The sequence below is a fragment of the Neobacillus niacini genome (assembly GCF_000759675.1).
GTDB lineage: Bacteria > Bacillota > Bacilli > Bacillales > Cytobacillaceae > Neobacillus > Neobacillus niacini_A.
Genome location: NZ_BAWM01000018.1, coordinates 76,915 through 102,240, shown reverse-complemented (window position 1 = coordinate 102,240; position 25,326 = coordinate 76,915). Strand labels below are relative to the sequence as shown.

Sequence of the window (25,326 nt, the reverse complement as noted above, 5' to 3'; positions counted from 1 at the left end):
GGGATAAAAATGGATATCAAAAAAATTCAAAATGCTGCAGGTTTTTTAAAAGGAAAATACTCCAACACACCAAAAATTGGTCTTATTTTAGGATCGGGTCTTGGTGTTCTAGCTGATGAAATCGTAAATCCAGTTAAAATACCATACAACGAGATACCTGATTTCCCTATTTCAACTGTTGAAGGTCATGCAGGACAACTTGTTTTTGGGATATTAGAGGGTGTAGAAGTTGTTGCGATGCAAGGCCGGTTCCATTTTTATGAAGGTTATGGCATGGATAAAGTAACCTTCCCTGTTCGTGTAATGAAAGAACTTGGTGTGGACATGTTAATCGTAACCAATGCGGCAGGGGGAGTAAATGAAAGCTTCGTAGCAGGAGATCTAATGATTATTACTGATCATATTAATTTTACAGGTACTAATCCTTTGATAGGTCCGAATGATTCCAAATTTGGCCCCCGTTTCCCAGATATGTCGGAGGCTTATACAAAAGACTTAAGGAAAGCTGCGAAAGAAGTTGCTTCTCGCTTAAATATTGATGTAAAAGAAGGCGTTTATTTTGGATTTTCAGGACCGGTCTATGAAACTCCAGCAGAAATTAGAATGGTAAGAACTCTTGGTGGCGACGCTGTTGGAATGTCCACGGTGCCAGAAGTAATTGTTGCAAGTCACAGTGGCATGAAAGTTCTTGGAATTTCATGTATTACAAATATGGCTGCTGGCATTCTTGACCAGCCTTTATCTCATGAAGAGGTAATTGAAACAACGGAGAGAGTAAAAGCCAACTTTCTATTATATATAAAAGAAATTGTTAAAAGCATAGCGAAATAATCTGAAATTATCTTATAAAAGTGGTGATAAAAATGAGAATGGTTGACTTAATTGAGAAAAAAAGAGATGGACATGAACTAACTACGGAAGAAATTAAGTACATTATCAATGGATATACAAATAGTTCTATTCCAGATTATCAAATTAGCGCTTTTACCATGGCCGTCTTTTTTAAAGGGATGACAGAAAAAGAAAGAGCAGATTTAACAATGGCGATGGTTGAATCAGGCGATCAAATTGATTTATCTCAAATAGAAGGAATCAAAGTAGATAAGCATTCTACTGGCGGGGTTGGGGATACAACAACACTAGTACTTGGGCCGCTTGTTGCAGCACTAGATGTTCCTGTTGCAAAAATGTCAGGGCGCGGCTTAGGGCATACCGGCGGAACCATTGACAAATTAGAAGCAGTAAAAGGATTCCATGTTGAAATCGAGAACCAGGAATTTATTGAACTGGTAAACAAAAACAAGATTGCAGTCATTGGGCAAAGCGGTAACTTAACCCCTGCTGATAAAAAGCTATATGCGTTAAGAGATGTTACTGCAACAGTAAATAGTATTCCATTAATTGCCAGCTCGATCATGAGTAAAAAAATTGCAGCCGGAGCTGATGCAATTGTTCTAGACGTGAAAACTGGTGCTGGTGCATTCATGAAGACGATTGATGACTCAAGAGAATTAGCGAAAGCAATGGTAGGTATCGGAAATAATGTTGGCAGAAGGACGATGGCGGTTATTTCTGATATGAGTCAGCCACTCGGTTTTGCAATCGGAAATGCGCTTGAAGTAAAGGAAGCAATTGATACCTTAAAGGGTGAAGGTCCCGAGGACTTAACTGAACTTTGTTTAACTCTTGGCAGTCACATGGTTTACTTAGCTGAAAAGGCGAGTTCATTAGCAGAAGCACGAACAATGCTTGAAAATGTCATTCAAGACGGCTCTGCACTTGAAAAATTAAAGGTTTTCTTGAGCTCACAAGGTGGAGATGCATCGATTGTTGATGATCCTTCTAAGATGCCGCAAGCTCAATTTACTTTTGAACTGGAAGCGAAGGAAGATGGTTATGTTTCTGAAATCGTTGCGGATGAGGTAGGTACGGCTGCAATGATTTTAGGGGCAGGTAGAGCAACAAAAGAATCAGTTATTGATTTAGCTGTAGGACTTGTCCTAAGAAAGAAAATCGGCGACCAAGTGAAAAAAGGCGAATCATTAGTTACTATTTACAGTAACTTTGAAAATGTAAATGAAGTAAAAGAAAAGCTTTATGAAAATATAATCCTTTCTTCTGATAAAGTGGAGGCACCAATCCTAATTCATGAAGAAATAACAGAATAGAACATAGATTTGAAGGTCCAGGAAAAAATCCTGGACTTTTTTATTTCATTAACAGGAAAATACTGTATAAAGTTGTTGCATTTGGAAAAAATGGAATCTATATAAAGAATGGAGGGTTATGCGAATGAAACGATATATCTCTTTACTAGTAATAGCCTTGTTACTTACAAGTTTATGGATTCCATCCGTATCTGCAGAAGAAACACCGAGTACCGATATAACAAATAATGTTAGATCAGCGATTCTAATCGAGCGTGATACAGGTCAAATTCTTTATGAGAAAAATAGCAATGAAGCGCTGCCACCAGCAAGCATGACAAAAATTATGACTATGCTGCTGATTATGGAAGCAATTGATCAAGGAAAACTCAAATGGGATGAAAAAGTTCGAACAAGTGAGTATGCTGCATCAATGGGCGGCTCACAAATTTTCCTTGAAGCTGGAGAAGAAATGACAGTCAAACAAATGCTCCAAGGCATTGCGATTGGTTCTGGAAATGACGCTTCTGTCGCTATGGCTGAAAAAATTGCCGGATCTGAAGAAGCCTTTGTTGACATGATGAATAACAAAGTAAAAGAACTTGGTTTAAAAAATACGATCTTTAAAAATACTACAGGTCTTCCAGGAAGCGGTCATTATAGTTCCGCACATGATATGGCGGTTATGGCCAAGGAACTATTAATATATGAAGACATAACAAAGTTTACTGGAATGTATGAAGCGTATCTTCGTGAAGATACAGATAATAAATTCTGGCTTGTTAATACCAATAAATTAGTTCGCTTTTACCCAGGAGTGGATGGACTAAAAACAGGCTTTACTGCTGAAGCAAAGTATTGTTTAACCGCAACTGCGCAAAAGGATGGCATGCGTGTAATTGCCGTCGTTTTTGGAGCACCGACTTCAAAAGAAAGAAATGCCCAAGTGACAAAAATGCTTAATTATGCTTTCGCCCAATATCAAACACACCCAATGTTTAAACGAAACGAAGTGATTGGTAACGCCCATGTTAATAAGGGAAAAGACAAGAAAGTCGAGGCAGTAACAAGTGAACCTCTTTCATTACTCACAAAAAAAGGTGAAAAAACAGAGGATGTGAAACGAAAAGTTACCCTTAACAAAAACCTAAACGCACCTATTACTAAAGGAGAAAAGGTTGGAACCATTAAGCTTATGAAAGATGGAAAAGTAGTTCTTGAAAGTGAATTAGTTGCGAAAAACGATGTAAAAGAAGCAAACTGGTGGACGCTATATAAACGTTCCTTCGGAATGTTTACTAAAGCTGGAAAATAGATAATGTCCAGCTCTCCAGCGCCAATGGGCTTGGGGTCATAAGCCACTGACCACTAAGGAAAGCTCCTTAGAATAATCTTCGCAGGAACAAGCTGTGTTTGTTCCGAAGGCGTTTCCGCTTTTCGTGTCGAATTACAACTATTTTTAGCAAATATCAACTAGTTTTGTCTTGATAGAAGGAGATTGCTCTAACGGTAACGAATTGACTCACTATACCGGATGAAGGAGGCTAGGAATAGTGAGTCTTAACATTGAAATGGAAATAAAACATGATGTTCTTTTACTGCGTTTAAGCGGGGAACTAGATCATCATACAGCGGACGAATTACGAGAACAAGCTGCTAGTGCAATAGAAAAAAATGATATTCGTCATATAGTACTAAATTTAGAACAGCTTTCTTTTATGGATAGCTCTGGATTAGGAGTCATTTTAGGGCGGTACAAGCAAATAAAGCAGGTGCATGGTGAAATGGTCGTTTGTGCAATTTCCCCTGCAATACAACGATTATTCGATATGTCGGGGATGTTTAAGATCATCAAGCTGGAACCGACTGAAGAGTTTGCATTGCAAAGATTGGGGGTGGCCTGATATGAAGAATCAGATGAATCTTCAATTCAGTGCTTTAAGTCAAAATGAATCATTTGCTCGTGTCACTGTGGCAGCTTTTATTGCGCAGCTCGACCCTACAATGGATGAACTAACTGAAATCAAAACAGTTGTATCTGAAGCAGTAACCAACTCCATTATTCATGGTTATGAAAATGACCCGAATGGAATTGTTTATATCCAGGTAACCATTGAAGATAATCTAGTGGATATTTCAATCAAAGATGCCGGATTAGGAATTGTAGATGTGGAAGAAGCTCGACAGCCATTATTTACAACGAAGCCAGATTTAGAAAGATCTGGTATGGGATTCACTATCATGGAAAATTTCATGGATGAGGTTGAGGTTCTCACACAACCAGGTAAAGGAACCGAAGTAAGACTAAAAAAGCATTTATCACAGAGCAAAATGCTATGCAATTAAGGAGACTTGCCAATGGATGTGGAGGTCAAAAAAGATAAAGCGCAAACGTATTTAAAGGACCATGAAGTGAAGGAATTGATTAAAAAAAGCCAAGATGGAGACCAAGCAGCAAGAGACCTAATTGCTGAAAAAAATATGCGACTTGTTTGGTCCGTTGTCCAGCGGTTTCTAAATAGGGGATATGATCCAGATGATCTTTTCCAAATTGGATGTATCGGATTGCTGAAATCAGTGGATAAGTTTGATCTTTCCTATGATGTAAAATTTTCTACCTATGCGGTTCCAATGATTATTGGTGAAATCCAAAGGTTTATTCGTGATGATGGAACAGTGAAGGTTAGCCGTTCATTAAAGGAAATGGGAAACCGAATTAGAAAGGCGAAAGATGAATTATCGAAAACATATGGAAGAATTCCAACTGTGAATGAAATTTCAGAGCATCTTCAGCTGTCGCCAGAGGATGTTATTCTCGCTCAAGAGGCAAGTCGGACGCCATCTTCGATTCATGAAACCGTTTATGAAAATGATGGAGATCCTATTACATTATTAGATCAAATAGATGACGGAAATGAAGGCAAATGGTTCGATAAAATTGCCTTAAAAGAAGCAATCCGAGAATTAGATGAACGGGAGCGGCTCATTGTTTATTTACGATACTATAAGGATCAAACTCAATCGGAAGTAGCAGTGAGACTAGGAATATCTCAGGTTCAAGTTTCAAGACTTGAAAAAAAGATTTTACAACAAATGAAAGACCGTATGGATCTCTGATCCACGCGGTCTTTTTTTTTAGTAAAGTAAGTTTTTTTGCTCATACTATTTATACAAGGAAATCAATGTGTGGGGAGTGAATGTTTTGGAAAAAACAGTCTACATCCGCATGCGGAATCGTGTTCTGGCAAAACCGGAAGAAAGTATTTATTTAATGGATATAGCTCAAATCATTGCTCCAGAAACAGTAATCCCTGAATTGAAAAAACTAATAGTACATCAAATATCCTTAAAGGACAAAAACATTGTCATCATTGATGTCATGAAAGTAATTAGATTGATTTCAGGTTTACTTGAGGATGTAGATGTCCAGACCATTGGACCAGCGCAAACGATTGTAGAAGTGATATTAAAAAAGAAACAAATGTCGTTTCCGTTCTTTATCTTAATCTGGTTCTTACTATTTTTTGGTTCAGCAATGGCTATTATGAACTTTCATGACGATGTCAGTATGCGGAGTGTTCAGGAAAAGTTATACAAGATTATTACAGGTGTGGAAGATTCTAAGCCATGGATATTTCAAATTCCCTATTCAATTGGGTTAGGTCTGGGCATGATTTTATTTTTTAATCATGTATTTCAAAAAAGGATCAACGAAGAACCGAGTCCCCTGGAAGTCGAGATGTTTAATTATCAAATGGATTTAGATAACTATGTCATCATTCACGAAAATAAGGAAAGTATGAAACAAACAAATGACAATTAAAGTAATTGCGGTTATGTTTATCGGGCTTGCAGGTGGATTAGCAGTTGGTTCAGGCTTTGTAGCATTTTTAACAGTACTTGGAATCATCCCTAGGTTGACACAGTTATCGAAAACAATGAAAATGATTCGGCACTATGAATGGGCTGTCGTAGTAGGAGCGCTTACGGGTTGTGCAGGGAGCCTAAGAGATCCAATATTAGGGTTATCCCCATTTCTTATGCTGCCTCTTGGATTAGTTGGAGGCGTCTTTGTTGGAATGTTAGCGGCAGGACTTACAGAGGTATTAAATGTGTTTCCTGTCCTTGCAAAGAGGCTGGGGATTGATGGGAAAATTATCATCTTAATTATGGCGATTGTTTTAGGAAAAATTGTTGGGTCAATTTTTCAATGGGTCTATTTTGTTCATCATTAAAACTTTGAGAACTGTCTAGCTGCAGTCGCCTTCGGCTCGAGGGAAAAAGGAAATAGCTTTTTCCTCGGTCAAAAGTCAATCCGACAAGAAGGTTAAAGAACAACCATCATGCCGGCTCTTCTTTTGCTTTTCGCCGATAAGCACTTAGGGAATCTTCACAGAATAAGCCTCGAAAGAACAAGCGGTTTTTGCTTGTTTCGAGGCTCCATCCGCATTTCCAACTAGAAAGGACATCGAAGAATGAGTATTCGAAGGCGGGTTATATTAATTACTGATGGTGATGAATATGCAAAGAGAGCTATAGAGCATGTCGCTCACGAAATAGGCGGGCGTTGTATTACGCAGTCTCATGGGAATCCTTCTATGCTAACAGGGGAGGAACTTATTAAGTTAATTAAAAAGGCTGCTAATGATCCAGTTTTAGTAATGTTTGATGACAGTGGACTTGTTGGTGAAGGTGCAGGTGAAAGAGCATTAAAATATGTCGCCACCCATAAGGATATTGAAGTATTGGGAATTATTGCAGTCGCTGCAAAAACTCATCAAGCAGAGTGGACAAGAATCGATGTAAGTATCGATCGAGATGGAGAATTAACTCCTTATGGTGTAGATAAACATGGTATACCAGAACTTGAGATAGGAAGATTAAATGGAGATACCGTTTACTGCCTGGATGAATTAGATGTTCCGATTATTGTAGGAATCGGAGATGTGGGGAAGATGGCGCGGCGTGATCACTATGAACGTGGGGCACCGATTACGAAAATAGCGGTTGAACTAATACTTGAAAGGAGTGGTTTTCGTGACGAGAGAGAATCAAACAGCTTGGCCGATACCTGAGTCGCTGCAAGAAATTGAACATTACATGAAACAGCGAGTCGGTTTAGGTGTAAGTTTTGACTTTGGTGTCCGAAAATTAAAAATTCTAAGAAAAGATGTGCATTTTTACTGGATAACGGGTTTATGTGATACTCAATTTATTATTGAAACAGTAGAAGAATTAGTCCGTATTAATGATCATGAAAAACTGTCAGCGGATCTTTTTAAGATTGTCGAAAACCGACTCGTCAATCAATCGGTTAGTCCAATTAAAACACTTGATGAAATGGTCACTCAGGTTTTATCGGGCTTAATTGTTGTGGTAGTGGAGGGAGCAGATACAGCTTTTGCTGTTGACGTCAGAAGTTACCCAGGCCGCTCACCTCAAGAACCAGATACAGAAAAAGTAGTTAGAGGTTCTCGTGATGGATTTGTTGAGAATATTGTAATTAATACAGCGTTAACCAGAAGAAGAATTAGAGATGAAAGACTTCGATTTGAGATTCTTAAAGTTGGTGAACGTTCAAGAACAGATATAGCGATTGGCTACATAAATGATATTGCAGATCCAGACTTAGTCAATATTCTTCGTAAAGAACTTAAGTCAATTAAAATTGATGGGATTCCGATGGCTGATAAGACGATAGAAGAGTTTATACTAAAACAAGGATTTAATCCTTATCCGTTGGTAAGATACACAGAACGTGCAGATGTAGCAGCTGCACATCTTTTAGAAGGGCATGTGGTTATATATGTCGATACCTCACCAAGTGTAATCATTGCACCAACCACCTATTTCCATCATGTACAACATGCTGAGGAGTTTCGGGAAGCTCCCATAATGGGGACCTTCATGCGCTGGTCACGTTTTTTGGGTATTATAACATCAATCATTTTACTGCCATTATGGTTGTTGTTCGTGTTAGAACCGTCCTTGCTGCCAGATAAGCTCTCGTTTATCGGACCAAATGAACAAACTAATATTCCAATAGTGGTACAGATATTATTAGCAGATTTTGGTCTTGAATTTTTAAAGATAGCAGCGATACATACGCCTACTCCACTTTCAACAGCCATGGGTTTAATTGCTGCAGTGTTGATTGGTCAGATTGCTATCGAAGTAGGTTTGTTTGTTTCTGAGGTAATACTATATGTTGCGATTGCTGGTATTGGCTCGTTTACTACACCAAGTTATGAGTTAAGTGTTGCGAACAAAATGGGCAGAATGACCCTAGTTATTCTCGTAGCCATTTTCCATACACCAGGCTTCGTAATTGGCTCTACCTTGCTATTTATCCATTTGGTAACCACACGTGCTTTAAATACTCCGTATTTTTGGCCATTTCTCCCTTTCGAACCAAAGGGATTCTTACAAATTATTTTCCGACGTGCTGTGCCAGGGTCCATTCTTCGTCCAAGTATAGTGCATCCGAGGAATCGCTACCGCCAGCCGCCTAAAGGTGAATAATTTATTGCGGTTTACGAAAGGTTATGCTAAAGTATTTTTAATTATATAAAAGGATAAAAAGCTAAAAAAATAGGCAGTATCCTTTATGGATTCTGTCTATTATTTATTACCTTTTTTAAGCTTGACCATACACTAATAAAGAGTCTTTACGGAGAGAGGGAAGGAAATGTATTTTTACGGAACAACAGGCGTAAACGGCAAAGGTAATTTGGAAATAGGCGGAGTAGATGCAGTAGAATTGGCCGAGCAATTTGGAACTCCTCTCTATGTTTATGACGTATCATTAATGAGAGAAAGAGCAAGGGGTTTTAAACAGACCTTTGAACAGCAAAATGTCAAAGCACAGGTTGCGTATGCAAGTAAGGCGTTTTCGACGATTGCCATGCTCCAGCTTGCTGAAGAGGAAGGCTTATCTCTTGATGTAGTGTCCGGTGGAGAGTTATATACAGCCATTGCAGCTGGTTTTCCATCTGAGAGAATTCATTTTCATGGAAACAATAAAAGTAGAGAAGAACTAGAAATGGCGCTAGAAAACAAAATTGGCTGTATTGTAGTTGATAATTTTTATGAATTAGAACTTTTAAAAACAATTTGCCTTGAAAAAAACGAAAAAATAAGCATCCTACTTCGAGTTACTCCTGGAATTGAAGCACATACACATGATTACATCTTAACTGGGCAGGAAGATTCTAAGTTTGGATTTGATTTGCAAAATGGACAAGCGGAAGAAGCATTAGTGACCGCGCTTCGTTTTAATCATTTTGATGTCTTAGGGTTACATTGTCATATTGGTTCGCAAATTTTTGAAACAACTGGTTTCTTGCTGGCTGCTGAAAAAATTGTTGGCAAAATGAATCAATGGAAAAATTCACTTAATTTTGAAGCGAAGGTACTAAATCTAGGCGGCGGTTTCGGAATACGCTATACAAGTGAAGATGAACCACTATTGCCTTCTCAATATGTTAGTGAAATTATTAAAGAAGTAAAGAGATTAATACAGCAATACTCCATGGAAATGCCAGAAATCTGGATTGAGCCTGGTCGATCACTTGTAGGTGATGCAGGTACAACATTATATCAAATTGGTTCTTCTAAAGAGGTTCCAGGGGTTAGAAAATATTTAGCTGTTGACGGTGGAATGAGTGACAATATTAGACCTGCTCTTTATCAAGCTAAGTATGAAGCGGTGCTAGCAAATAAACCATTAGCGAAAAGCACAAATAAAGTTTCTATAGCTGGTAAATGCTGTGAATCAGGTGATATGCTGATATGGGATTTACCACTCCCGGAGACTGAGGATGATGACCTTCTTGCTGTTTTTTGTACTGGAGCATATGGATATTCGATGGCGAACAATTATAATCGCATTCCACGTCCAGCAGTGGTTTTTGTTGAGAATGGTAAGGAAACTCTTGTCGTTAAAAGAGAAACGTACGAAGATCTACTTCGGTTAGACCTTCCCTTAAAATAAAAAAGCTGCCGCCAAGCGGCAGTTTATTTGTTTTCAATCTAGCGCAAGCAGCCTAGGGGCTCGGGGTCATAAGCTTGTCTAGTTGCGGCTCCTTGGGACTCGAGTCATAAGCCACCCCCTGAAGAAGGCAAAAAGCGCCTTCTTACAGGGTTCGTCTTATGCCTTCGTCCCAGGGCAATCGCCTCCACATTTCAGACAATCCGTCAAGAAGGTAAATACCAACCTTCTCGCCGGCTTGTCTTATGCCTGTCGCACCTGGGAAAAATTAAACTGCATTTTTCCTTGGGCAAGGCGCTTCCGCCTTCTTGTTTAGAAAATGGATTATTTTTAATATATAGTGTAGAATGACATCATGTACGCTATCTTCAAATTGTATTTGGAGGCTTTTTTATGAAGAAAAGTAATTGGACTGTTTTTGGTATTCTTTTAGGACTAGCACTTATTTGGGGTATTATCTACTGGGTTTTTATTGTACCAAAATAATAATGTTGATAGATAATCATTTATTATGTATGATTGTCAATAATGAAACACTTTACGAATTTTACTACATATTATAGAGAAAACTGTTTATTTATAAGTAATTTGGTAAAAATATACTATCCACTAACTGGGTTTATTTAATATAATGAGGGAGCTATTATGTTAATTCGTTATAAGAAAACATTTGAAAAGATAGCCATGGGCTTATTGTCCTTTATGCCTACTGAAAAGGACTTGAAGAAACTCCAATTAACCATTAAGGAATATGAGACGGAAGAAAACTTGCAGCTGTTTCTTTGGAAGGAAGAAGATATTATCGGCCTTATTGGGGTTCAAATGAACGATCATGATTCTTCATTAATGATTCAACATATTTCTGTTAATCCCTCACATCGATATCAAGGAGTGGGGAAAAGAATGGTTAAAGCTTTGAAGGATATGTATCCTGATAAGCAAATAACAGCCAATGATAATACTGCACCATTTGTAGATAAATGTGATGTTTGCTAACTTTATCATTGAAAGGCAACGAGGCTTTATTCGTTGCCTTTTTTATTCTTTAGTGCTTTTAATCGTTCTTCAATTACACTTGTTCTATCCCGCAATTTATGTCTATGCACGATCGATTCATCCTCTAAATTACTATCCTTTCCCCAGGTAATTCCTCTATCTTCACATTTATTCATACAGGCTTTAAAAAGAGTGGGATCTGTTATCGGAAGATTAAAGCTATGGTAGCTTTCCTCTTTATCGATATCACCTAAAAGTTTTGAAAGTATAGAAAATAAAACACTTACAGCCAAACCCAATTTAGTTAACTCATTTTTCCGTAAGGACATGATATCAATAGACTTTTCCAAAGTGCGTTTGGCACCCTTAAAATTCCTCCGCCGGTGATGATACCTCGAAACCGCTAATAGGATGAAGCCTACCCAGATAGAATCCTTTTTCATATCACTAGATTCTTTCCAATACTCTTCTAGTATTTCGTGGCATTCAAAATAATCACGATCACCATTAAAATGGGCTAAAAATTGAATATACTGTTCCGGATACACATAATCCCCCCTTACATATATGATTATGTACAGTTTAGCATAAAACAGTCAGTACATCAGGGATAATCCCACAGAAAAAAGCCCGCCTCCAAAAGGAGGGCGGGCCTGCTTTAAGCTCCTTAGAGTGTATTGCTCCACGGTGCTTACGCTTTTCTAATTAGCACCACCAAGAAGCACCAACGATTATTAACAGAATGAATAGAACGACGATTAATGCAAAACCGCCTCCAAAACCGTGACCATCAGACATGTTCAAAAACCTCCTATACTCGTTTTGTTATTCTTTTCACTCTCATCATATGTAAGGTACTTGTCCAGTGTTATAGGCCAACATCACATTTTCAATAATTAAGGACAGTAATGATTTTTCTATTGGATAACGTATTTGAATCCTCTATACTAATAATAGTCATGATTTAATGATAATTACTTCAAGGATTCTGGTGAAAGATGACACACTATAATGTAAAAATTGATGCGTTTGAAGGTCCATTGGATTTATTACTCCATTTAATAAATCGGCTTGAAATTGATATATACGATATTCCTGTTGCCCAAATTACCGAGCAATATTTAATCTATATAAAAACAATGTCAGAACTTAAATTGGATATTGCCAGTGAGTTTTTAGTGATGGCAGCAACATTATTAGCGATCAAAAGTAAAATGCTATTACCAAAGCATGAAGAAGAATTGGATGATTTTGATTCAGAGATTACTTACGAAGAAGACCCAAGAGACGAGTTGGTTGAAAGGCTGATTGAGTATCGGAAATATAAAGAGGCTGCACATGACTTAAAGTCGCTTGAGGAAGAACGAGGACTCATGTATACAAAACCTCCAAGTGACCTTTCAGATTTTGCGAAAGAAAAACAACCGGAAAAAACAGAGTTAAATGTTACCCTTTATGATATGTTGGCCGCTTTTCAAAAGCTATTACGCAGAAAAAGGCTGCAGCGTCCAATGGCTACAAAGATAGCTAGACAGGAAATATCAATTGAAACAAGAATGTCTGAAATTATGAGTGAATTAAAGAATTTAAAAGGTCGGAAAAACTTTAATGATTTATTTATTAATCCTGCCAAGGAACATATCGTGGTGACGTTTTTGGCTGTTTTGGAGTTAATTAAAAGAAAAGAAATTGATGTAGAACAATATGAAAATTTTGGTGATATCTTTGTTCATGCAGTAAAGGAAGGAGCGTAAAGGGCTTGGAAATAATTAAATGGCAAAGTATATTAGAGAGTCTTTTATTTGCAGCAGGTGATGAAGGACTTACTTTAAAGCACGTAGCAGAAGTCCTGGAGGTTGAGGAACATAAGGCTGGAGAGATTATTGAAGAATTAAAACAGGTATATGCAAAAGACACCAATCGAGGAATCATGATCGTCCAGCTCGCGGGTACTTATCAGCTTGCAACCAAAAAAGAAAATGCGACCTATCTTAAAAGGCTTGTTGACTCACCTAATACTTCTGCCTTGTCTCAGGCAGCATTGGAAACATTGGCTATTATTGCTTATAAACAGCCGATCACGCGTACAGAAATTGAAGAGATACGTGGTGTAAAAACAGAAAGACCACTTCATACGCTAATGTCTAAAGCACTTATAAAGGAAGTTGGGAGAGCTGAAGGGACTGGAAGAGCATACCTATATGGAACGACCAAAGAGTTTCTTGATTATTTCGGTTTAAAAAACATTGAGGAACTGCCCAAGCTTCCTGATAGAGTGGAAGAAAAATTTGTACAAGAGGAAGCTGACCTGTTTTTTGAAAAGTTTCAGGAAAGTATTAATTCTTAAAAATAAAACAATTCAATTTAGTTATGATAAAATAGAAATAATATGATTTCAATGAAATTCCGAAGATTCAACTTATTCGTTAATGATTAAAGGGGATTGATTTATTTGTTAATAACAGAATGTATAGGATACGAATTGGAAAAGGAAAAATCAAATACTTCAGAAGACTTCTTTAATAGAAGTGAAGTTACATTTATTGAAGATTCTGAGGAAAAAACACTGCATGTATTATATGTAAGATACTTTGATGAATTTTTTCAAGAATTCACTCCTTATCAGCAAAACCCAATTTTGACGAAAGATGATATACAAGTGACATTCAAGGATATTGTTGCTTTGGTGTGTTTAATAAAAAATCCGGGTTTGCGTAATCGAAAACGGTTATATATTAATTCTAAGCAGGAATTTGTTTCTTATTTTCAAGATATAGACTTTAATAAATTATCTGAAATCGTGCTTGCTGTAAAGCAAAACAATAAATTTGAACTCCGTTCTCCGCTAGACTACATTAAGCAGCCGAGATAGGCAGGTAAAAAAGAATTCAAAGGGGTGTTTGGATGGGTAATTCATTAGTTAAAATGCAGCTTAAAGATGTTGGAGAGTTTTTAACCTCTACGATCGGGACATTAGAAAATTATTTAAATGAAACAACGATTTCAAAAATGGAACAAGAGTTATCAGGTGATTCAAGTTATTATAAATTAATTCTATCTAATTTGAGAAAATTACTTGTTTATTGTGAAGAAGGCTTGGATGCTTGTTCAGTTATTCTGCAAAGCGAACCGTTTCAGAAGCCACCTGCAGAGAAGACTCTTTATCGTATTTTTCATCAGTGTATAGAAGAATTTTTCTCTCCTAAAAATGACGCTTGGTTTGAGGATAGCCGTTCTGCGTATACAGGACGAAATTCGATAAAATTTTATAAAAGTGTACCTGAAAGTGTACAAAAGTTAGTTAAAGGTCTTGAGGGAGAATTTCAAAGAGTTAGAGAAGAACTTGAATACTATGAAACAGATTACCGTACAAAAATGATTCAATCGAAATAAATGATTTAAAGAAACTGTCCATTTATATGATGGCAGTTTTTTTATGTTCAACTTCTGTTTGCGGAATTGTTCATAATCCCAAATATATTTCATACCCTTTAGGTAGATTCGAAATAAAGGTGGGATAAAATGAATCGATTTAGTCAGTACGTCCATGAACTTTTTGAGTGGAATGACCAATTGAAGCAGTTTCTAGATACAGAAGATGTGAAAGATAACTTAGAATTATGGGAGCAGCTTGAACTCTTCACTGAGTTGATTGAGAATACTAGTCAATCATTATCAGATAATGACATGCTAAGTCTTCAATCTAAAGCAGAGGAAATTCATGAACAAATGGAAAGTTATTTTTCTCGTAAACAAGGAGTGGGGAATATCTGGGTGGAGAAAAAGAGTGTCCCGCCTGGAGGTCATACACTCCCAGAGCTTCCATACGCCTATAATGCCCTCGAACCCTATATCTCGGAGGAAATCATGAGACTGCACCATGATAAGCACCATCGCTCCTATGTAGAGGGATTAAACAAAGCGGAGGTAAATTTAAAGAAGGCTAGAGATAGTAATGATTTCTCCCTCATAAAACATTGGTCAAGAGAATTAGCTTTTCATGGTTCAGGGCATTACTTGCATACAATTTTTTGGAAAAACATGATCCCTAAAGGAGGGGGAAGCCCTCAAGGACTCCTTAAAAGAGAAATCGAAAATTATTTTGGCAGTTTCGATAAATTTAAAAAACAGTTCTCTGAAGCGGCAAAACAGGTTGAGGGCGTAGGATGGGCTATCCTCGTATGGTCACCACGGGCTAGACATCTTGAGATTTTACAATCAGAAAGTCATATGCTGTTAACACAATGGGATACCATTCCACTGCTAGTTCTGGATGTTTGGGAGCATGCTTATTATCTACAGTATAAGAACAATAGGGCTGGATACGTTGACAATTGGTGGAATCTGGTAAATTGGAATGATGTTGAAATGAGGTTTGATAAAGCCTCTGAGATTAAGTGGCCAGCATTTTAACGTTAGGCAATCGGCTGAAGTCGATTGCCTTTTCATTTTTTGGGACAAATAGTCATATCAAGCCTTGTCCTGCATAAAATTTTAGAAAGCTAGTCTCACAAAATGCTGAAGCGCCTTGCTCAGGGCCGACAAGCATAAGACAAGCGCTGACAGAAGGCCGCTTTTTGCCTTACGAAGTGATTGACTTATGACCTAGAGGCCCTAGGCGCTGAAGCTAGACAGTAAGTATTGAAGCTAGAAATGTTAACGAAGGGGACGAGGTAATCTTATGAGAATGATTTGGAAGCTAGTCATTTTTGCCCTCATGGTCTCACTATTCATTGCAAACATTCCTCAAAAGGTGGGTGCTTCCGTTTCCGTAAGTGCACGTGGTGCAGTTCTAATGGAACAAGAATCAGGGCGTGTCCTATTTGAGAAAGATGCACACACAAAAAGAAGAATCGCTAGTATTACGAAAATTATGACGGCGATTCTTGCGATCGAATCGGGAAAAATGAATGAAATGGTGAAAGTAAGTGAACAAGCTACCCGTGCTGATGGATCATCTGTTTATTTAAAGCCCGGGGAAAAGATCAAGCTAGAGCATCTAGTTTATGGTTTGATGCTTCGGTCTGGCAATGACACGGCTGTTGCAATCGCTGAACATGTTGGAGGAAGCTTAGATGGGTTTGTTTTTTTGATGAACCAAAAAGCAAAAGAGATTGGTATGTTGAATACTCATTTTTCTAATCCTCATGGTTTAGACGACCATGAAGACCACTATTCAACTGCCTATGACATGGCTCTATTGACTCGGTATGCTATGCAAAATAAAACATACCAAAAAATCGCTAGAACAAAGAATTATAAAGCGCCAAATCCCAATGAAAATTGGGATCGTGAGTGGAAAAATAAAAACCGTTTACTTACAAAGTATAAATATACGACAGGCGGAAAAACCGGTTATACAAAACGTGCAAAAAGAACCCTGGTTACAACAGCAACAAAAGGGGATATGAGTTTAATTGCCGTTACATTAAACGCTTCGGATGATTGGAATGATCATATAGCCATGTACGAAAATAGTTTTAAAACTTTTGATATGGCGGAAGTTTTAACAAAAGGGACAATTGATATAAAAACGAATAAGTATGATCAAAAGCACTTCTATTTAAAGAGATCAATTGTTTACCCAGCCACAGATGAAGAAATGGATCTGTTCTCGATTAAATATAAATTGAATAAGCCGGGAGAAGATTGGGACGAGTCCGAGCATAATGGAGAAGCAGTTGGTAAAGCACAAGTTTTCCTTGATGGAAAAGTGGTAAGAGAAACACCTATTTATTATCAAGGGGGTCCCGAGAAGAAAAAAGGACTGTTTGATTTATTAAAAGATTTATTTCTATCAGTAATTGGCGTGAAATTACATGGTTAATTATATTTGGGTATTTATGACGCTTGTTGGTTTCGTATTTGCACTGATTAACGGGACAATGGAAGAAGTAAATAAAGCGATTTTTGATGGGGCAAAGGAGGCTGTGACGCTCTGTATCGGGTTGATCAGCATTCTTGTGTTTTGGTTGGGTATGATGCGCATCGCCCAGGAATCTGGATTACTAGAATTATTATCTAAGTTATTCCGCCCGCTAGTTCGAAGATTATTTCCTGATGTGCCAACAAATCACCCCGCAATGGGGTATATATTGTCTAATATGATTGCCAATATGTTTGGCTTAGGTAATGCGGCCACACCGCTTGGAATTAAAGCGATGGAGGAATTAAAACAGTTAAATGGGGGCAAGAATTCAGCCAGCCGCTCAATGGTTACTTTCTTGGCAATAAATACAGCAAGCATTACGGTCATACCTACAACGGTCATTGCGATTCGAATGAATTATCATTCGGCATCCCCCACTGAAATTGTTGTGCCAACATTAATTGCCACCATTATTTCAATGCTCGGAGCAGTTATGATAGACCGGTATTTTTATAATCGACGAAGTCGTAAAGGATGAAAATAATGGAATTTCTATCGCTTATTTCCCTAGGATTTATCCCTGTTTTAATAGGAATTATCCTCCTATATGGAACTATAAAACATGTACCGACTTATGAGAGCTTTGTTGAAGGTGGAAAAGAAGGAATCAAAATTGCCTTTTCTATTATTCCATATCTTGTAGGCATGCTAGTAGCTATCACTGTTTTCCGGGCTTCAGGTGCTTTAGAAGCATTAATGAATTGGATTAGACCTGTAATGGAAGCAATCGGTGTCCCAGCGGAAATTGTTCCCCTCATTTTAATCAGACCAATTTCTGGAACAGCCGCACTTGGTATGACAAGTGATTTAATTGCTGTATATGGTCCTGATTCTTTTATTGGCAGACTAGCATCTGTTTTGCAAGGAAGTACAGATACGACCTTTTACGTGTTAACCGTATATTTCGGCGCAGTCGGGATCAAAAAAATGGGAGATGCACTAAAGGTTGGACTCCTTGCAGATGTAGTAGGGATAGTAGCAGCGATTGTCGTAGTGGTATTTATTTTCGGAGCAAATTAAAATGATAAGTAAGAATAATATACAAAAATAAGCAGGTTCCTAAGAGAGGTAAAATATAATAGGAGCCTGCTTTTTTATTTTTCCTTACGATAGAATAGCCGTTACTTTGAAAAAGGTCAATTTTGTGTCATAATTCATTAGGAAAGAATAACTATTTTGTTTCCTAGTAAACTGTGGTGCGCTCACCCAGTATTCAAAATAAAGGTAAACAGCTGAGGTGGATCATAATGGAAAGATTGCAAAAGGTAATTGCCCGAGCAGGAATTGCATCAAGAAGGAAATCTGAAGAATTAATTAAAGAAGGTAAAGTAAAGGTCAATGGAAAAGTAGTTACAGAGCTGGGTGTCAAAGTTACATCATCTGACAGGGTTGAAGTGAATGGAGTCCAGATTGAGAAGGAGGAACCCGTTTATTTTCTATTGTATAAACCACGCGGAGTCATTTCGAGTGTGAGTGATGATAAAGGAAGAAAGGTAGTAACAGATTTCTTTCCATATCAACAAGAAAGAATTTTTCCGGTGGGACGTCTTGACTATGATACTTCCGGATTATTGCTGCTAACAAATGATGGGGAGTTTGCAAATTTACTTATGCACCCTCGGAATGAGATTGAAAAAGCTTATGTCGTTAAAACCAAAGGAATTCCATCAAAGGAGAATCTTAGAAAGTTGGAAAGAGGAATTCATCTTGAAGATGGAAAAACTGCACCGGCTAAAGTCAAAATGCTTTCTGTAGATAAGCAAAAACAAACTTCAATCATTGAAATCATCATACATGAAGGACGAAATCGTCAGGTTAGGAGAATGTTTGAAGCAATTGGACATGAAGTTTTGAAACTAAAACGAGAACGCTATGGCTTTTTAACTTTGCATGGTTTATCTGCAGGGGACGCTAGAGAGTTGACACACCATGAAGTGAAGCTATTAAGAGGACTCTCTTTGGAGTCTACTAAAAAAAATTCATAAAGCTGTCACAATTGCATTTGAATATTTACTATAGATATAGTGGAAAATGATATAATTTAGACGAATTGTGTCTAGTAATTGTGACTTTCAGGGGGGAGAAATATGAAAAAACGGCGATTAGTTATGAGGACAGCAATCCTATTCATACTTGCTGCTGCCGTTGCCTACACGCTTTATGCCAACTTAACAAAGGATAATAGGATGAAAGTAGAAGTTGGTAAACAAGCTCCTGATTTTGTGTTGATTGATATGGAAGGTGAAAAACATAAGCTTTCTGATTATAAAGGGCAGGGAGTATTTTTGAATTTTTGGGGAACATGGTGTAAGCCATGTGAAGCGGAAATGCCTTATATTAATAATCAATATAATCATTATAAAGACGGTGGTGTTCAAGTGTTGGCTGTTAATGTCAGCGAGTCTGAATTAGCCGTTAATCAATTTGCTGAGCGGAAGAAGCTAGATTTCCCGATTGTGATTGATACGGACGGCCAAGTTCAAACTGCATATGGAATTAACCCTCTTCCAGCTACATTTTTGATTGATAAGGATGGAAAAGTGGTTAAATATCATACTGGGACGTTAACAGAATCAACTGTCAGGGAGTTTATGGAGAAAATTAAACCTTAAGGGGTTGTAGGGAGTTTTTTGCAATGAAAGATGTTAAATGTGAATGCGGACATGTTAATCCACACGGAACCGTATTGTGTGAGGCATGCGGAAAAGTTCTAGATGAACAATCACAAGATAAATCGCTGCTCGATATGCGTTATGAAGGTAGTGCTCGCCGCTCACAAACATATAATAAATCCATTGTTGATAAAATATGGAACTTTTTTTCATCTGTCAAGGTAGGTGTTTGGCTCATTGTCGTCACGCTGGTTGCTTCTGCAGCTGGGACGATCCTTCCACAGGAAATGTACATACCTCCTACTATGCCGGCAGAAGAATACTACGAAGATCAGTATGGCTGGTTTGGTAAATTATACTATGAATTAGGCTTTAATAATTTGTATAGCTCATGGTGGTATTTAGTATTAATTGCAATGATAGGTATTTCTCTTGTGATTTGTAGTCTAGACAGGGTTGTGCCATTATATAAGGCTTTAAAAGCCCAAAAAGTAACAAGGCACGAGGGCTTTTTAAAGCGTCAGCGCCTGTTTGGAATAAGCGAGAACGTTGATGAACAAGACATAGCGGCTGTTAAACAACGATTAAAGGCTAAACGCTATAATATTCGAGAAGAAAATGGAGATTTGCTTGCTGAAAAGGGTCGTTTTTCTCGTTGGGGTCCATATGTGAACCATGTGGGATTAATTATTTTCTTAATCGGCGGCATGCTTCGATTCGTTCCAGGTATGTACATTGATAAAGTTTTATGGCTTCGTGAAGGTGAAACAAAGGTTGTCCCTGAAACGGATGGACAATACTATGTAGCAAACGAAAAGTTTATTCTGGAAAACTATGATAAAGAAAAAGAAGACAAAACATTCGAAGCCGCAATTGATCGAGCAGGGATGGTAGTTAAAAATTATCAGACCAACGCAGTACTTTATAAAAGAGTTGGACCCGCAATTCCTGGGGAACAGCCAGAATTAGAAAAAGTCAAAGAACACAAAATTAAAGTGAATCAGCCATTGAAATTTGAAAAGTTCGCGTTATATCAAGTGGATTACAAACTCGATGAACTAAATACAATGTCTTTCTCTTTAACGAATAAAGCAACAGGCAACACATTTGGAGATGTAAAAATAAATCTTTATGACCCAAAGCCAAAATATGACCTAGGAAATGGGTACGGTGTTGAAGTTTTGAGTTTTTTCCCAGACTTTGAATTTGCAAAAGATGGGGAGCCGACAACAAAATCACGGATACCCAATAATCCTGCATTTGTGTTCAAAATGACATCACCAGAGGTACCAAAAGGGGAAACAAGTTTTGTTGCGATTCAGCAAACCATTGAGCCATTAGGTGATAACCAATACAAAATGGCTTTCAAAGGGATCGAAACCAAAAATGTTACAGCCTTAACTGTTCGTAAAGACTTAACAATTTGGATCATAGTTTTGGGCGGTATTCTCTTTATGATTGGTGTAATCCAAGGCGCTTATTGGAACCATCGTAGAATTTGGGTACAAAACAAAAATGGTGAAATATGGATTGCTGCTCATACGAATAAAAACTGGTACGGTTTAAAAAGAGAAATTGAAAGTGCGCTTTCTGAAACAAAAATTAACATTCCTAATGATCAAATTCAAAGGGAAAAAATGGATAAGGAGGGTGTCTAGTTGGTAACAATAAGTAGTAATTTACTTTATATTGCATTTATTCTTTATTTAGTTGCGACCCTCTTCTTTGGTGGAGCCATTAAGGCTAAAAAGAATATCGGAGAAAAGAAAGGCACGAATCGATGGGGAAAAATTGCCGTTTTTTTAACAATTGTGGGCTTTATTTCTCAGGTGGGATATTTTATTACAAGATGGATTGCTGCAGGACATGCACCTGTAAGTAATTTATTTGAATTTACAACCTTTTTTGGAATGTGTCTCGTTGGTGCGTTCATAGTCATTTATTTTATTTATCGGACACCGCTTCTGGGGTTGTTTACAATGCCAGTAGCGATCCTTGTTATTGCCTATGCAAGCATGTTTCCAAGAGATATATCTCCATTAATTCCTGCTCTACAAAGTGACTGGCTTCATATCCATGTTACAACTGCAGCGTTAGGAGAGGCAATCCTGGCGATAAGCTTTGGGGCAGGATTGATTTATCTTGTAAAAGTAATTGATCAATCAAAAGCGAGTAAACGAACCTTTTGGCTTGAAGCCGTTATGTTTGGGTTAGTAACTACACTTGGATTTGTTCTTGTCTCAACTTTATTTTCAGCTATGGATTATAAAGCAGAATTTAACTGGATTAATAAGAATGACCAAGCTGCGACAATTGAATATACAATGCCAGCAATAACTGGCCCGCATGAAGGGGAAATCATAACAAAAGGGAAATTTGAACCGCTTGTGGAAATGCCTGCGCTAATAAATGCAAAGAAAATGAATTCCGTTATTTGGTCGTTTATTGGCGGATTTATTCTCTATGGGTTAATAAGATTAATTTTAAGAAAACGTATTTCAGCAGCACTTCAGCCTTTAGTTAAAAACATTAATCTGGATTTTGTTGATGAAATAAGCTACCGATCCGTATTAATTGGATTCCCTGTATTTACCTTAGGAGCATTGATTTTCGCGATGATATGGGCACAAATTGCCTGGACTAGATTCTGGGGATGGGATCCTAAAGAGGTTTGGGCATTAATAACTTGGTTATTCTACGCTGCCTTTTTACATCTTCGTCTTTCCAAGGGATGGCATGGTGAAAAATCAGCATGGCTTGCGGTAATTGGTTTTGTGATTATTATGTTTAACTTGGTGGCAGTAAACCTTGTTATTGCAGGACTTCATTCCTACGCTGGATAATAATATGTTTTATTTTTATAGCCTTTACTTTTTCCAAGTGAAGGCTATTTTTTAAATGTTTCATTAAAGAAATGTGGATTTGTCAAAAATTTGACACTATTTACAGAGACAATTACGTTTAGTTATAGATTAAAATAGTCACATTTTGTAAAATAACTGCATGGGGGGATTAATAATGGATAAAGACGTGAAAATTTTAGTAGTTGATGACGAGGAAAGAATTCGCCGGTTATTAAAAATGTATTTAGAGCGTGAAGAATATTCGATTGATGAAGCAGAGGATGGAAATGAAGCCTTAACGAAGGCGATTGCAAATGATTATGATGTAATCCTTTTAGACTTAATGATGCCTGGTAAAGATGGTTTAGAGGTTTGTCGTGAATTAAGGGAAAAAAAGGCTACGCCTGTTATCATGTTAACAGCTAAAGGTGAAGAGGTTAATCGTGTACAGGGGTTTGAAGTAGGTACAGACGACTATATTGTAAAACCATTCAGCCCTAGAGAAGTAGTCCTGCGGGTAAAGGCTCTATTAAGAAGGTCATCTCAAACTAGTTATCTCCAAACCGATACAACAACGAAGGATGTTATTGTGTTCCCACATTTAACGATCGACAATGACGCACATAGGGTACTTGCAGATGGTAAGGAAGTAAGTTTAACACCAAAAGAATATGAACTACTTTATTTCTTAGCGAAAGCACCTGACAAGGTGTTTGACAGAGAGCAATTACTGAAAGAAGTTTGGCATTACGAGTTCTTTGGGGACTTGCGTACAGTTGACACACACGTTAAGCGTCTTCGTGAAAAGTTAAATAAAGTCTCTGAGCAGGCAGCCAGAATGATTGTAACAGTTTGGGGGGTAGGCTACAAATTTGAGGTAGTTAATGAATGATCTTTTTACGAAGTGTAGTTGGTAAGCTATGGATTACCATTATATTTTTGGTTGCCTTTATACTTTTCATTTTAACAGTTATGCTCCTTGAATTTTTTGAGAATAACAATATTACTGAAACCAAAAATGATTTAACACATCAGGCTGAGAAAATAGCCAAAGTGTTGGAAAATCATCCGGATGAGCAATTTCACTTAGGTTTAGAAATCTCTTGGGAAATTATTGATGAATTTACGAAGGTAGTCATCATCAAAAATGACAATGAGGTCTACTTCTCTCCTAACTCCGAAAATTCAGTAAAGTTATCTGTAACAGATATACGCAATGATATCGAGTTGTCCAAAGTTTTTGGGGAAAACATAACGGTTGAAAAAGTTTCAAAGCTTTCATCAAAAAACTCAGAAAATGGCATTGCAAAATATTCAATTATTGGTGTACCGTTGCACATGGATGATGGAGAAAATGGTGCGGTCTTTATCTATCAATCCTTGGAGGTAATTGAAGAAACTACACATTCAACAACGAATTTTATACTTCTTGTTGCTGGTGTCGCTATTATTCTAACTACTATTTTTGCCTTCTTTTTATCTACAAGGATTACTGCCCCTTTAATAAAAATGAGGGAGGCTGCCTTCGAAGTAGCAAGGGGGAAATTCGATACGAAAGTCCCTATTCTTACTCATGATGAAATTGGTGAACTTGCCACAGCTTTTAACCAAATGGGGCGGCAGTTAAAGTTCAATATGAATGCACTTAGTCAGGAAAAAGAGCAGCTCGCTAGTATTCTAAGTAGTATGGCAGATGGCGTTATTACCTTTAACCGTGATGGAACCATCCTGATAACAAATCCACCTGCAGATCGATTTTTGCAATATTGGTATTATGAAAAGGGAGGATCCGGTTCCACTGCAGAAGAAATTCCAACACAAGTAATGGATCTTTTTCAACAGGCAGTTGATACAGAGATAGAACAAGTGGGGGAAATTTCTCTTCAAGGTCGTCATTGGGTCATTCTCGTAAGTCCGCTTTATAGTAACCGATTTATTCGTGGTGCCGTAGCAGTACTAAGGGATATGACTGAAGAACGGGTCCTAGAAAAAATGAGACAAGATTTTATCGCCAATGTTTCTCATGAGCTTAGAACACCAATTTCAATGTTACAGGGATATAGTGAAGCCATTGTTGACGATATTGCAGAATCTCAAGAAGAGAAAAAAGAAATGGCAAAAGTCATTTATGATGAATCATTGAGGATGGGTCGGCTAGTTAATGAATTGCTAGATCTTGCAAGAATGGAAGCTGGACATATTCAATTAACGCTTGATGATGTAAATTTGCCATCTTTTATGAATAGAATCGTTCATAAATTTCGAGGTCTGGCTAGAGACAATGAAATACAACTAAGTACTGAACTAGAGAATGATATTCCTAACATTGTATTTGATCCGGACCGGATTGAACAAGTATTAACAAATTTAATTGATAATGCCATCAGACATACTCCACAAGGCGGTTCAGTTAAGTTATATGTGAAAAAAGATGATTTCGGGATAAAAGTGGAAGTGTCGGATTCAGGGTCAGGTATCCCAGAAGAAGATTTACCATTTGTGTTTGAAAGGTTTTATAAAGCAGATAAAGCACGAACTCGAGGTCGGGCTGGTACTGGATTAGGACTAGCTATTGCAAAAAATATTATAGACGCCCATCGTGGTCATATCTCTGTACAAAGTAAAATTGGACAAGGAACGACATTTACCTTCTTACTACCACGAAAATAAGAAAAAAATGGCGATTTCCCTTGATTCACGGGAAACATTTTTATAAACGCTAAACTCATCTATTTAAAGGTGGGTTTTTTGTTTTTTATGGTTCCATCCAGTCTTGCCTTCACATTTTGGTCTAAAAAGTCTATATTTA

Annotated in this window: 28 protein-coding genes; 26 read left to right on the top strand and 2 right to left on the bottom strand. The window is 37.5% G+C overall.

The window, feature by feature from the left end; genetic code table 11:
- Positions 1 to 9 precede the first annotated feature (9 nt).
- The 12 genes from TR08_RS08675 (at position 10) to TR08_RS08620 (ending at position 11,133) form a co-directional block, all read left to right on the top strand.
- A complete protein-coding gene (locus TR08_RS08675; protein ID WP_045517431.1) occupies positions 10 to 831 on the top strand; it encodes a purine-nucleoside phosphorylase in 822 nt (273 codons plus the stop codon).
- Positions 832 to 863: 32 nt separating this feature from the next.
- Complete coding sequence (locus TR08_RS08670) at positions 864 to 2,168, top strand: pyrimidine-nucleoside phosphorylase (RefSeq protein ID WP_045517430.1); 1,305 nt, start codon at positions 864 to 866, stop codon at positions 2,166 to 2,168.
- A gap of 124 nt (positions 2,169 to 2,292) precedes the next feature.
- Positions 2,293 to 3,462 (top strand): D-alanyl-D-alanine carboxypeptidase family protein, encoded by a 1,170-nt coding sequence (locus TR08_RS08665; protein WP_045517428.1) that lies wholly within the window; start codon positions 2,293 to 2,295, stop codon positions 3,460 to 3,462.
- Positions 3,463 to 3,700: 238 nt separating this feature from the next.
- Complete coding sequence (spoIIAA, locus tag TR08_RS08660; protein WP_045517427.1) at positions 3,701 to 4,051, top strand: anti-sigma F factor antagonist; 351 nt, start codon at positions 3,701 to 3,703, stop codon at positions 4,049 to 4,051.
- Between the two features lies 1 nt (position 4,052).
- Positions 4,053 to 4,493: an anti-sigma F factor gene (gene spoIIAB, locus TR08_RS08655; protein WP_045517424.1), complete on the top strand. Its 441-nt coding sequence runs from the start codon at positions 4,053 to 4,055 to the stop codon at positions 4,491 to 4,493.
- Positions 4,494 to 4,505: 12 nt separating this feature from the next.
- Positions 4,506 to 5,264: an RNA polymerase sporulation sigma factor SigF gene (gene sigF / locus TR08_RS08650; RefSeq protein ID WP_034677308.1), complete on the top strand. Its 759-nt coding sequence runs from the start codon at positions 4,506 to 4,508 to the stop codon at positions 5,262 to 5,264.
- Between the two features lie 85 nt (positions 5,265 to 5,349).
- A complete protein-coding gene (locus TR08_RS08645; protein WP_045517423.1) occupies positions 5,350 to 5,970 on the top strand; it encodes a stage V sporulation protein AA in 621 nt (206 codons plus the stop codon).
- Positions 5,960 to 6,382: a stage V sporulation protein AB gene (locus TR08_RS08640; protein WP_045517422.1), complete on the top strand. Its 423-nt coding sequence runs from the start codon at positions 5,960 to 5,962 to the stop codon at positions 6,380 to 6,382. The genes TR08_RS08645 and TR08_RS08640 overlap by 11 nt, the downstream gene beginning before the upstream one ends.
- 240 nt (positions 6,383 to 6,622) lie before the next feature.
- Complete coding sequence (locus TR08_RS08635; protein WP_045517420.1) at positions 6,623 to 7,222, top strand: stage V sporulation protein AE; 600 nt, start codon at positions 6,623 to 6,625, stop codon at positions 7,220 to 7,222.
- Positions 7,176 to 8,669, top strand: a complete 1,494-nt coding sequence (locus TR08_RS08630) for a spore germination protein (RefSeq protein ID WP_370576290.1) — start codon at positions 7,176 to 7,178, stop codon at positions 8,667 to 8,669. Before TR08_RS08635 ends, TR08_RS08630 begins: the two co-directional genes overlap by 47 nt.
- Before the next feature lie 166 nt (positions 8,670 to 8,835).
- Entirely contained in the window at positions 8,836 to 10,140 is a 1,305-nt protein-coding gene (gene lysA / locus TR08_RS08625; protein WP_045517418.1) for a diaminopimelate decarboxylase, read from the top strand.
- Between the two features lie 642 nt (positions 10,141 to 10,782).
- Entirely contained in the window at positions 10,783 to 11,133 is a 351-nt protein-coding gene (locus TR08_RS08620; protein WP_045517416.1) for a GNAT family N-acetyltransferase, read from the top strand.
- 26 nt (positions 11,134 to 11,159) lie between these two features.
- Here the strand turns inward: TR08_RS08620 and TR08_RS08615 are convergent, their stop codons facing one another.
- Both TR08_RS08615 and TR08_RS30875 read right to left on the bottom strand, forming a co-directional pair.
- A complete protein-coding gene (locus TR08_RS08615; RefSeq protein WP_045517415.1) occupies positions 11,160 to 11,681 on the bottom strand; it encodes a DUF309 domain-containing protein in 522 nt (173 codons plus the stop codon).
- 157 nt (positions 11,682 to 11,838) lie between these two features.
- Positions 11,839 to 11,931, bottom strand: coding sequence for a YjcZ family sporulation protein (locus tag TR08_RS30875; protein WP_081954405.1), 93 nt, complete (start codon positions 11,929 to 11,931; stop codon positions 11,839 to 11,841).
- A 200-nt stretch (positions 11,932 to 12,131) separates the two neighbouring features.
- On the opposite strand from TR08_RS30875, the gene TR08_RS08610 reads away from it, so the two are divergent.
- The 14 genes from TR08_RS08610 (at position 12,132) to TR08_RS08545 (ending at position 25,187) form a co-directional block, all read left to right on the top strand.
- Positions 12,132 to 12,887 (top strand): segregation/condensation protein A, encoded by a 756-nt coding sequence (locus TR08_RS08610; protein WP_045517410.1) that lies wholly within the window; start codon positions 12,132 to 12,134, stop codon positions 12,885 to 12,887.
- A 5-nt stretch (positions 12,888 to 12,892) separates the two neighbouring features.
- Positions 12,893 to 13,480 (top strand): SMC-Scp complex subunit ScpB, encoded by a 588-nt coding sequence (gene scpB / locus TR08_RS08605; protein WP_045517408.1) that lies wholly within the window; start codon positions 12,893 to 12,895, stop codon positions 13,478 to 13,480.
- A 105-nt stretch (positions 13,481 to 13,585) separates the two neighbouring features.
- Positions 13,586 to 14,005, top strand: coding sequence for a hypothetical protein (locus TR08_RS08600; RefSeq protein ID WP_045517406.1), 420 nt, complete (start codon positions 13,586 to 13,588; stop codon positions 14,003 to 14,005).
- A 32-nt stretch (positions 14,006 to 14,037) separates the two neighbouring features.
- The gene (locus TR08_RS08595) at positions 14,038 to 14,526 is read left to right on the top strand and encodes a YpuI family protein (protein ID WP_045517405.1); all 489 of its coding nucleotides are present in this window, start codon (positions 14,038 to 14,040) and stop codon (positions 14,524 to 14,526) included.
- A 129-nt stretch (positions 14,527 to 14,655) separates the two neighbouring features.
- Positions 14,656 to 15,546 carry a superoxide dismutase gene (locus TR08_RS08590; RefSeq protein WP_045517404.1) on the top strand — a complete coding sequence of 297 codons (891 nt, stop codon included), beginning with the start codon at positions 14,656 to 14,658 and terminating at the stop codon, positions 15,544 to 15,546.
- Between the two features lie 268 nt (positions 15,547 to 15,814).
- Positions 15,815 to 16,960: a D-alanyl-D-alanine carboxypeptidase family protein gene (locus tag TR08_RS08585; RefSeq protein WP_193747703.1), complete on the top strand. Its 1,146-nt coding sequence runs from the start codon at positions 15,815 to 15,817 to the stop codon at positions 16,958 to 16,960.
- On the top strand, positions 16,953 to 17,540 hold the full coding sequence (locus tag TR08_RS08580) for a nucleoside recognition domain-containing protein (RefSeq protein ID WP_045517403.1): 588 nt from the start codon (positions 16,953 to 16,955) through the stop codon (positions 17,538 to 17,540). The genes TR08_RS08585 and TR08_RS08580 overlap by 8 nt, the downstream gene beginning before the upstream one ends.
- 5 nt (positions 17,541 to 17,545) lie before the next feature.
- Positions 17,546 to 18,082, top strand: coding sequence for a spore maturation protein (locus tag TR08_RS08575; RefSeq protein WP_045517402.1), 537 nt, complete (start codon positions 17,546 to 17,548; stop codon positions 18,080 to 18,082).
- A 227-nt stretch (positions 18,083 to 18,309) separates the two neighbouring features.
- Positions 18,310 to 19,047, top strand: a complete 738-nt coding sequence (rluB, locus tag TR08_RS08570; RefSeq protein WP_045517401.1) for a 23S rRNA pseudouridine(2605) synthase RluB — start codon at positions 18,310 to 18,312, stop codon at positions 19,045 to 19,047.
- A gap of 102 nt (positions 19,048 to 19,149) precedes the next feature.
- Positions 19,150 to 19,674 (top strand): thiol-disulfide oxidoreductase ResA, encoded by a 525-nt coding sequence (gene resA / locus TR08_RS08565; protein ID WP_045517399.1) that lies wholly within the window; start codon positions 19,150 to 19,152, stop codon positions 19,672 to 19,674.
- Positions 19,675 to 19,697: 23 nt separating this feature from the next.
- Positions 19,698 to 21,332 (top strand): cytochrome c biogenesis protein ResB, encoded by a 1,635-nt coding sequence (gene resB / locus TR08_RS08560; protein WP_045517397.1) that lies wholly within the window; start codon positions 19,698 to 19,700, stop codon positions 21,330 to 21,332.
- Complete coding sequence (ccsB, locus tag TR08_RS08555) at positions 21,333 to 22,517, top strand: c-type cytochrome biogenesis protein CcsB (protein ID WP_045517395.1); 1,185 nt, start codon at positions 21,333 to 21,335, stop codon at positions 22,515 to 22,517.
- Between the two features lie 175 nt (positions 22,518 to 22,692).
- The gene (locus TR08_RS08550; protein WP_045517393.1) at positions 22,693 to 23,409 is read left to right on the top strand and encodes a response regulator transcription factor; all 717 of its coding nucleotides are present in this window, start codon (positions 22,693 to 22,695) and stop codon (positions 23,407 to 23,409) included.
- A complete protein-coding gene (locus TR08_RS08545; RefSeq protein ID WP_045517391.1) occupies positions 23,406 to 25,187 on the top strand; it encodes an ATP-binding protein in 1,782 nt (593 codons plus the stop codon). Before TR08_RS08550 ends, TR08_RS08545 begins: the two co-directional genes overlap by 4 nt.
- The last annotated feature ends 139 nt before the right edge of the window (positions 25,188 to 25,326 follow it).

Bases quoted from the DNA above. Each gene is read 5' to 3' on its own strand.
- TR08_RS08620 (WP_045517416.1), top strand. From the start codon at position 10,783: ATGTTAATTCGTTATAAGAAAACATTTGAAAAGATAGCCATGGGCTTA.
- TR08_RS08610 (WP_045517410.1), top strand. From the start codon at position 12,132: ATGACACACTATAATGTAAAAATTGATGCGTTTGAAGGTCCATTGGAT.
- TR08_RS08590 (WP_045517404.1), top strand. From the start codon at position 14,656: ATGAATCGATTTAGTCAGTACGTCCATGAACTTTTTGAGTGGAATGAC.
- TR08_RS08595 (WP_045517405.1), top strand. From the start codon at position 14,038: ATGGGTAATTCATTAGTTAAAATGCAGCTTAAAGATGTTGGAGAGTTT.
- TR08_RS08640 (WP_045517422.1), top strand. From the start codon at position 5,960: ATGACAATTAAAGTAATTGCGGTTATGTTTATCGGGCTTGCAGGTGGA.
- TR08_RS30875 (WP_081954405.1), bottom strand. From the start codon at position 11,931: ATGTCTGATGGTCACGGTTTTGGAGGCGGTTTTGCATTAATCGTCGTT.
- TR08_RS08545 (WP_045517391.1), top strand. From the start codon at position 23,406: ATGATCTTTTTACGAAGTGTAGTTGGTAAGCTATGGATTACCATTATA.
- TR08_RS08665 (WP_045517428.1), top strand. From the start codon at position 2,293: ATGAAACGATATATCTCTTTACTAGTAATAGCCTTGTTACTTACAAGT.
- TR08_RS08635 (WP_045517420.1), top strand. From the start codon at position 6,623: ATGAGTATTCGAAGGCGGGTTATATTAATTACTGATGGTGATGAATAT.
- resB (WP_045517397.1), top strand. From the start codon at position 19,698: ATGAAAGATGTTAAATGTGAATGCGGACATGTTAATCCACACGGAACC.
- TR08_RS08575 (WP_045517402.1), top strand. From the start codon at position 17,546: ATGGAATTTCTATCGCTTATTTCCCTAGGATTTATCCCTGTTTTAATA.
- spoIIAB (WP_045517424.1), top strand. From the start codon at position 4,053: ATGAAGAATCAGATGAATCTTCAATTCAGTGCTTTAAGTCAAAATGAA.
- TR08_RS08580 (WP_045517403.1), top strand. From the start codon at position 16,953: ATGGTTAATTATATTTGGGTATTTATGACGCTTGTTGGTTTCGTATTT.
- TR08_RS08550 (WP_045517393.1), top strand. From the start codon at position 22,693: ATGGATAAAGACGTGAAAATTTTAGTAGTTGATGACGAGGAAAGAATT.
- resA (WP_045517399.1), top strand. From the start codon at position 19,150: ATGAAAAAACGGCGATTAGTTATGAGGACAGCAATCCTATTCATACTT.
- TR08_RS08585 (WP_193747703.1), top strand. From the start codon at position 15,815: ATGAGAATGATTTGGAAGCTAGTCATTTTTGCCCTCATGGTCTCACTA.
- TR08_RS08675 (WP_045517431.1), top strand. From the start codon at position 10: ATGGATATCAAAAAAATTCAAAATGCTGCAGGTTTTTTAAAAGGAAAA.
- sigF (WP_034677308.1), top strand. From the start codon at position 4,506: ATGGATGTGGAGGTCAAAAAAGATAAAGCGCAAACGTATTTAAAGGAC.
- TR08_RS08670 (WP_045517430.1), top strand. From the start codon at position 864: ATGAGAATGGTTGACTTAATTGAGAAAAAAAGAGATGGACATGAACTA.
- lysA (WP_045517418.1), top strand. From the start codon at position 8,836: ATGTATTTTTACGGAACAACAGGCGTAAACGGCAAAGGTAATTTGGAA.
- rluB (WP_045517401.1), top strand. From the start codon at position 18,310: ATGGAAAGATTGCAAAAGGTAATTGCCCGAGCAGGAATTGCATCAAGA.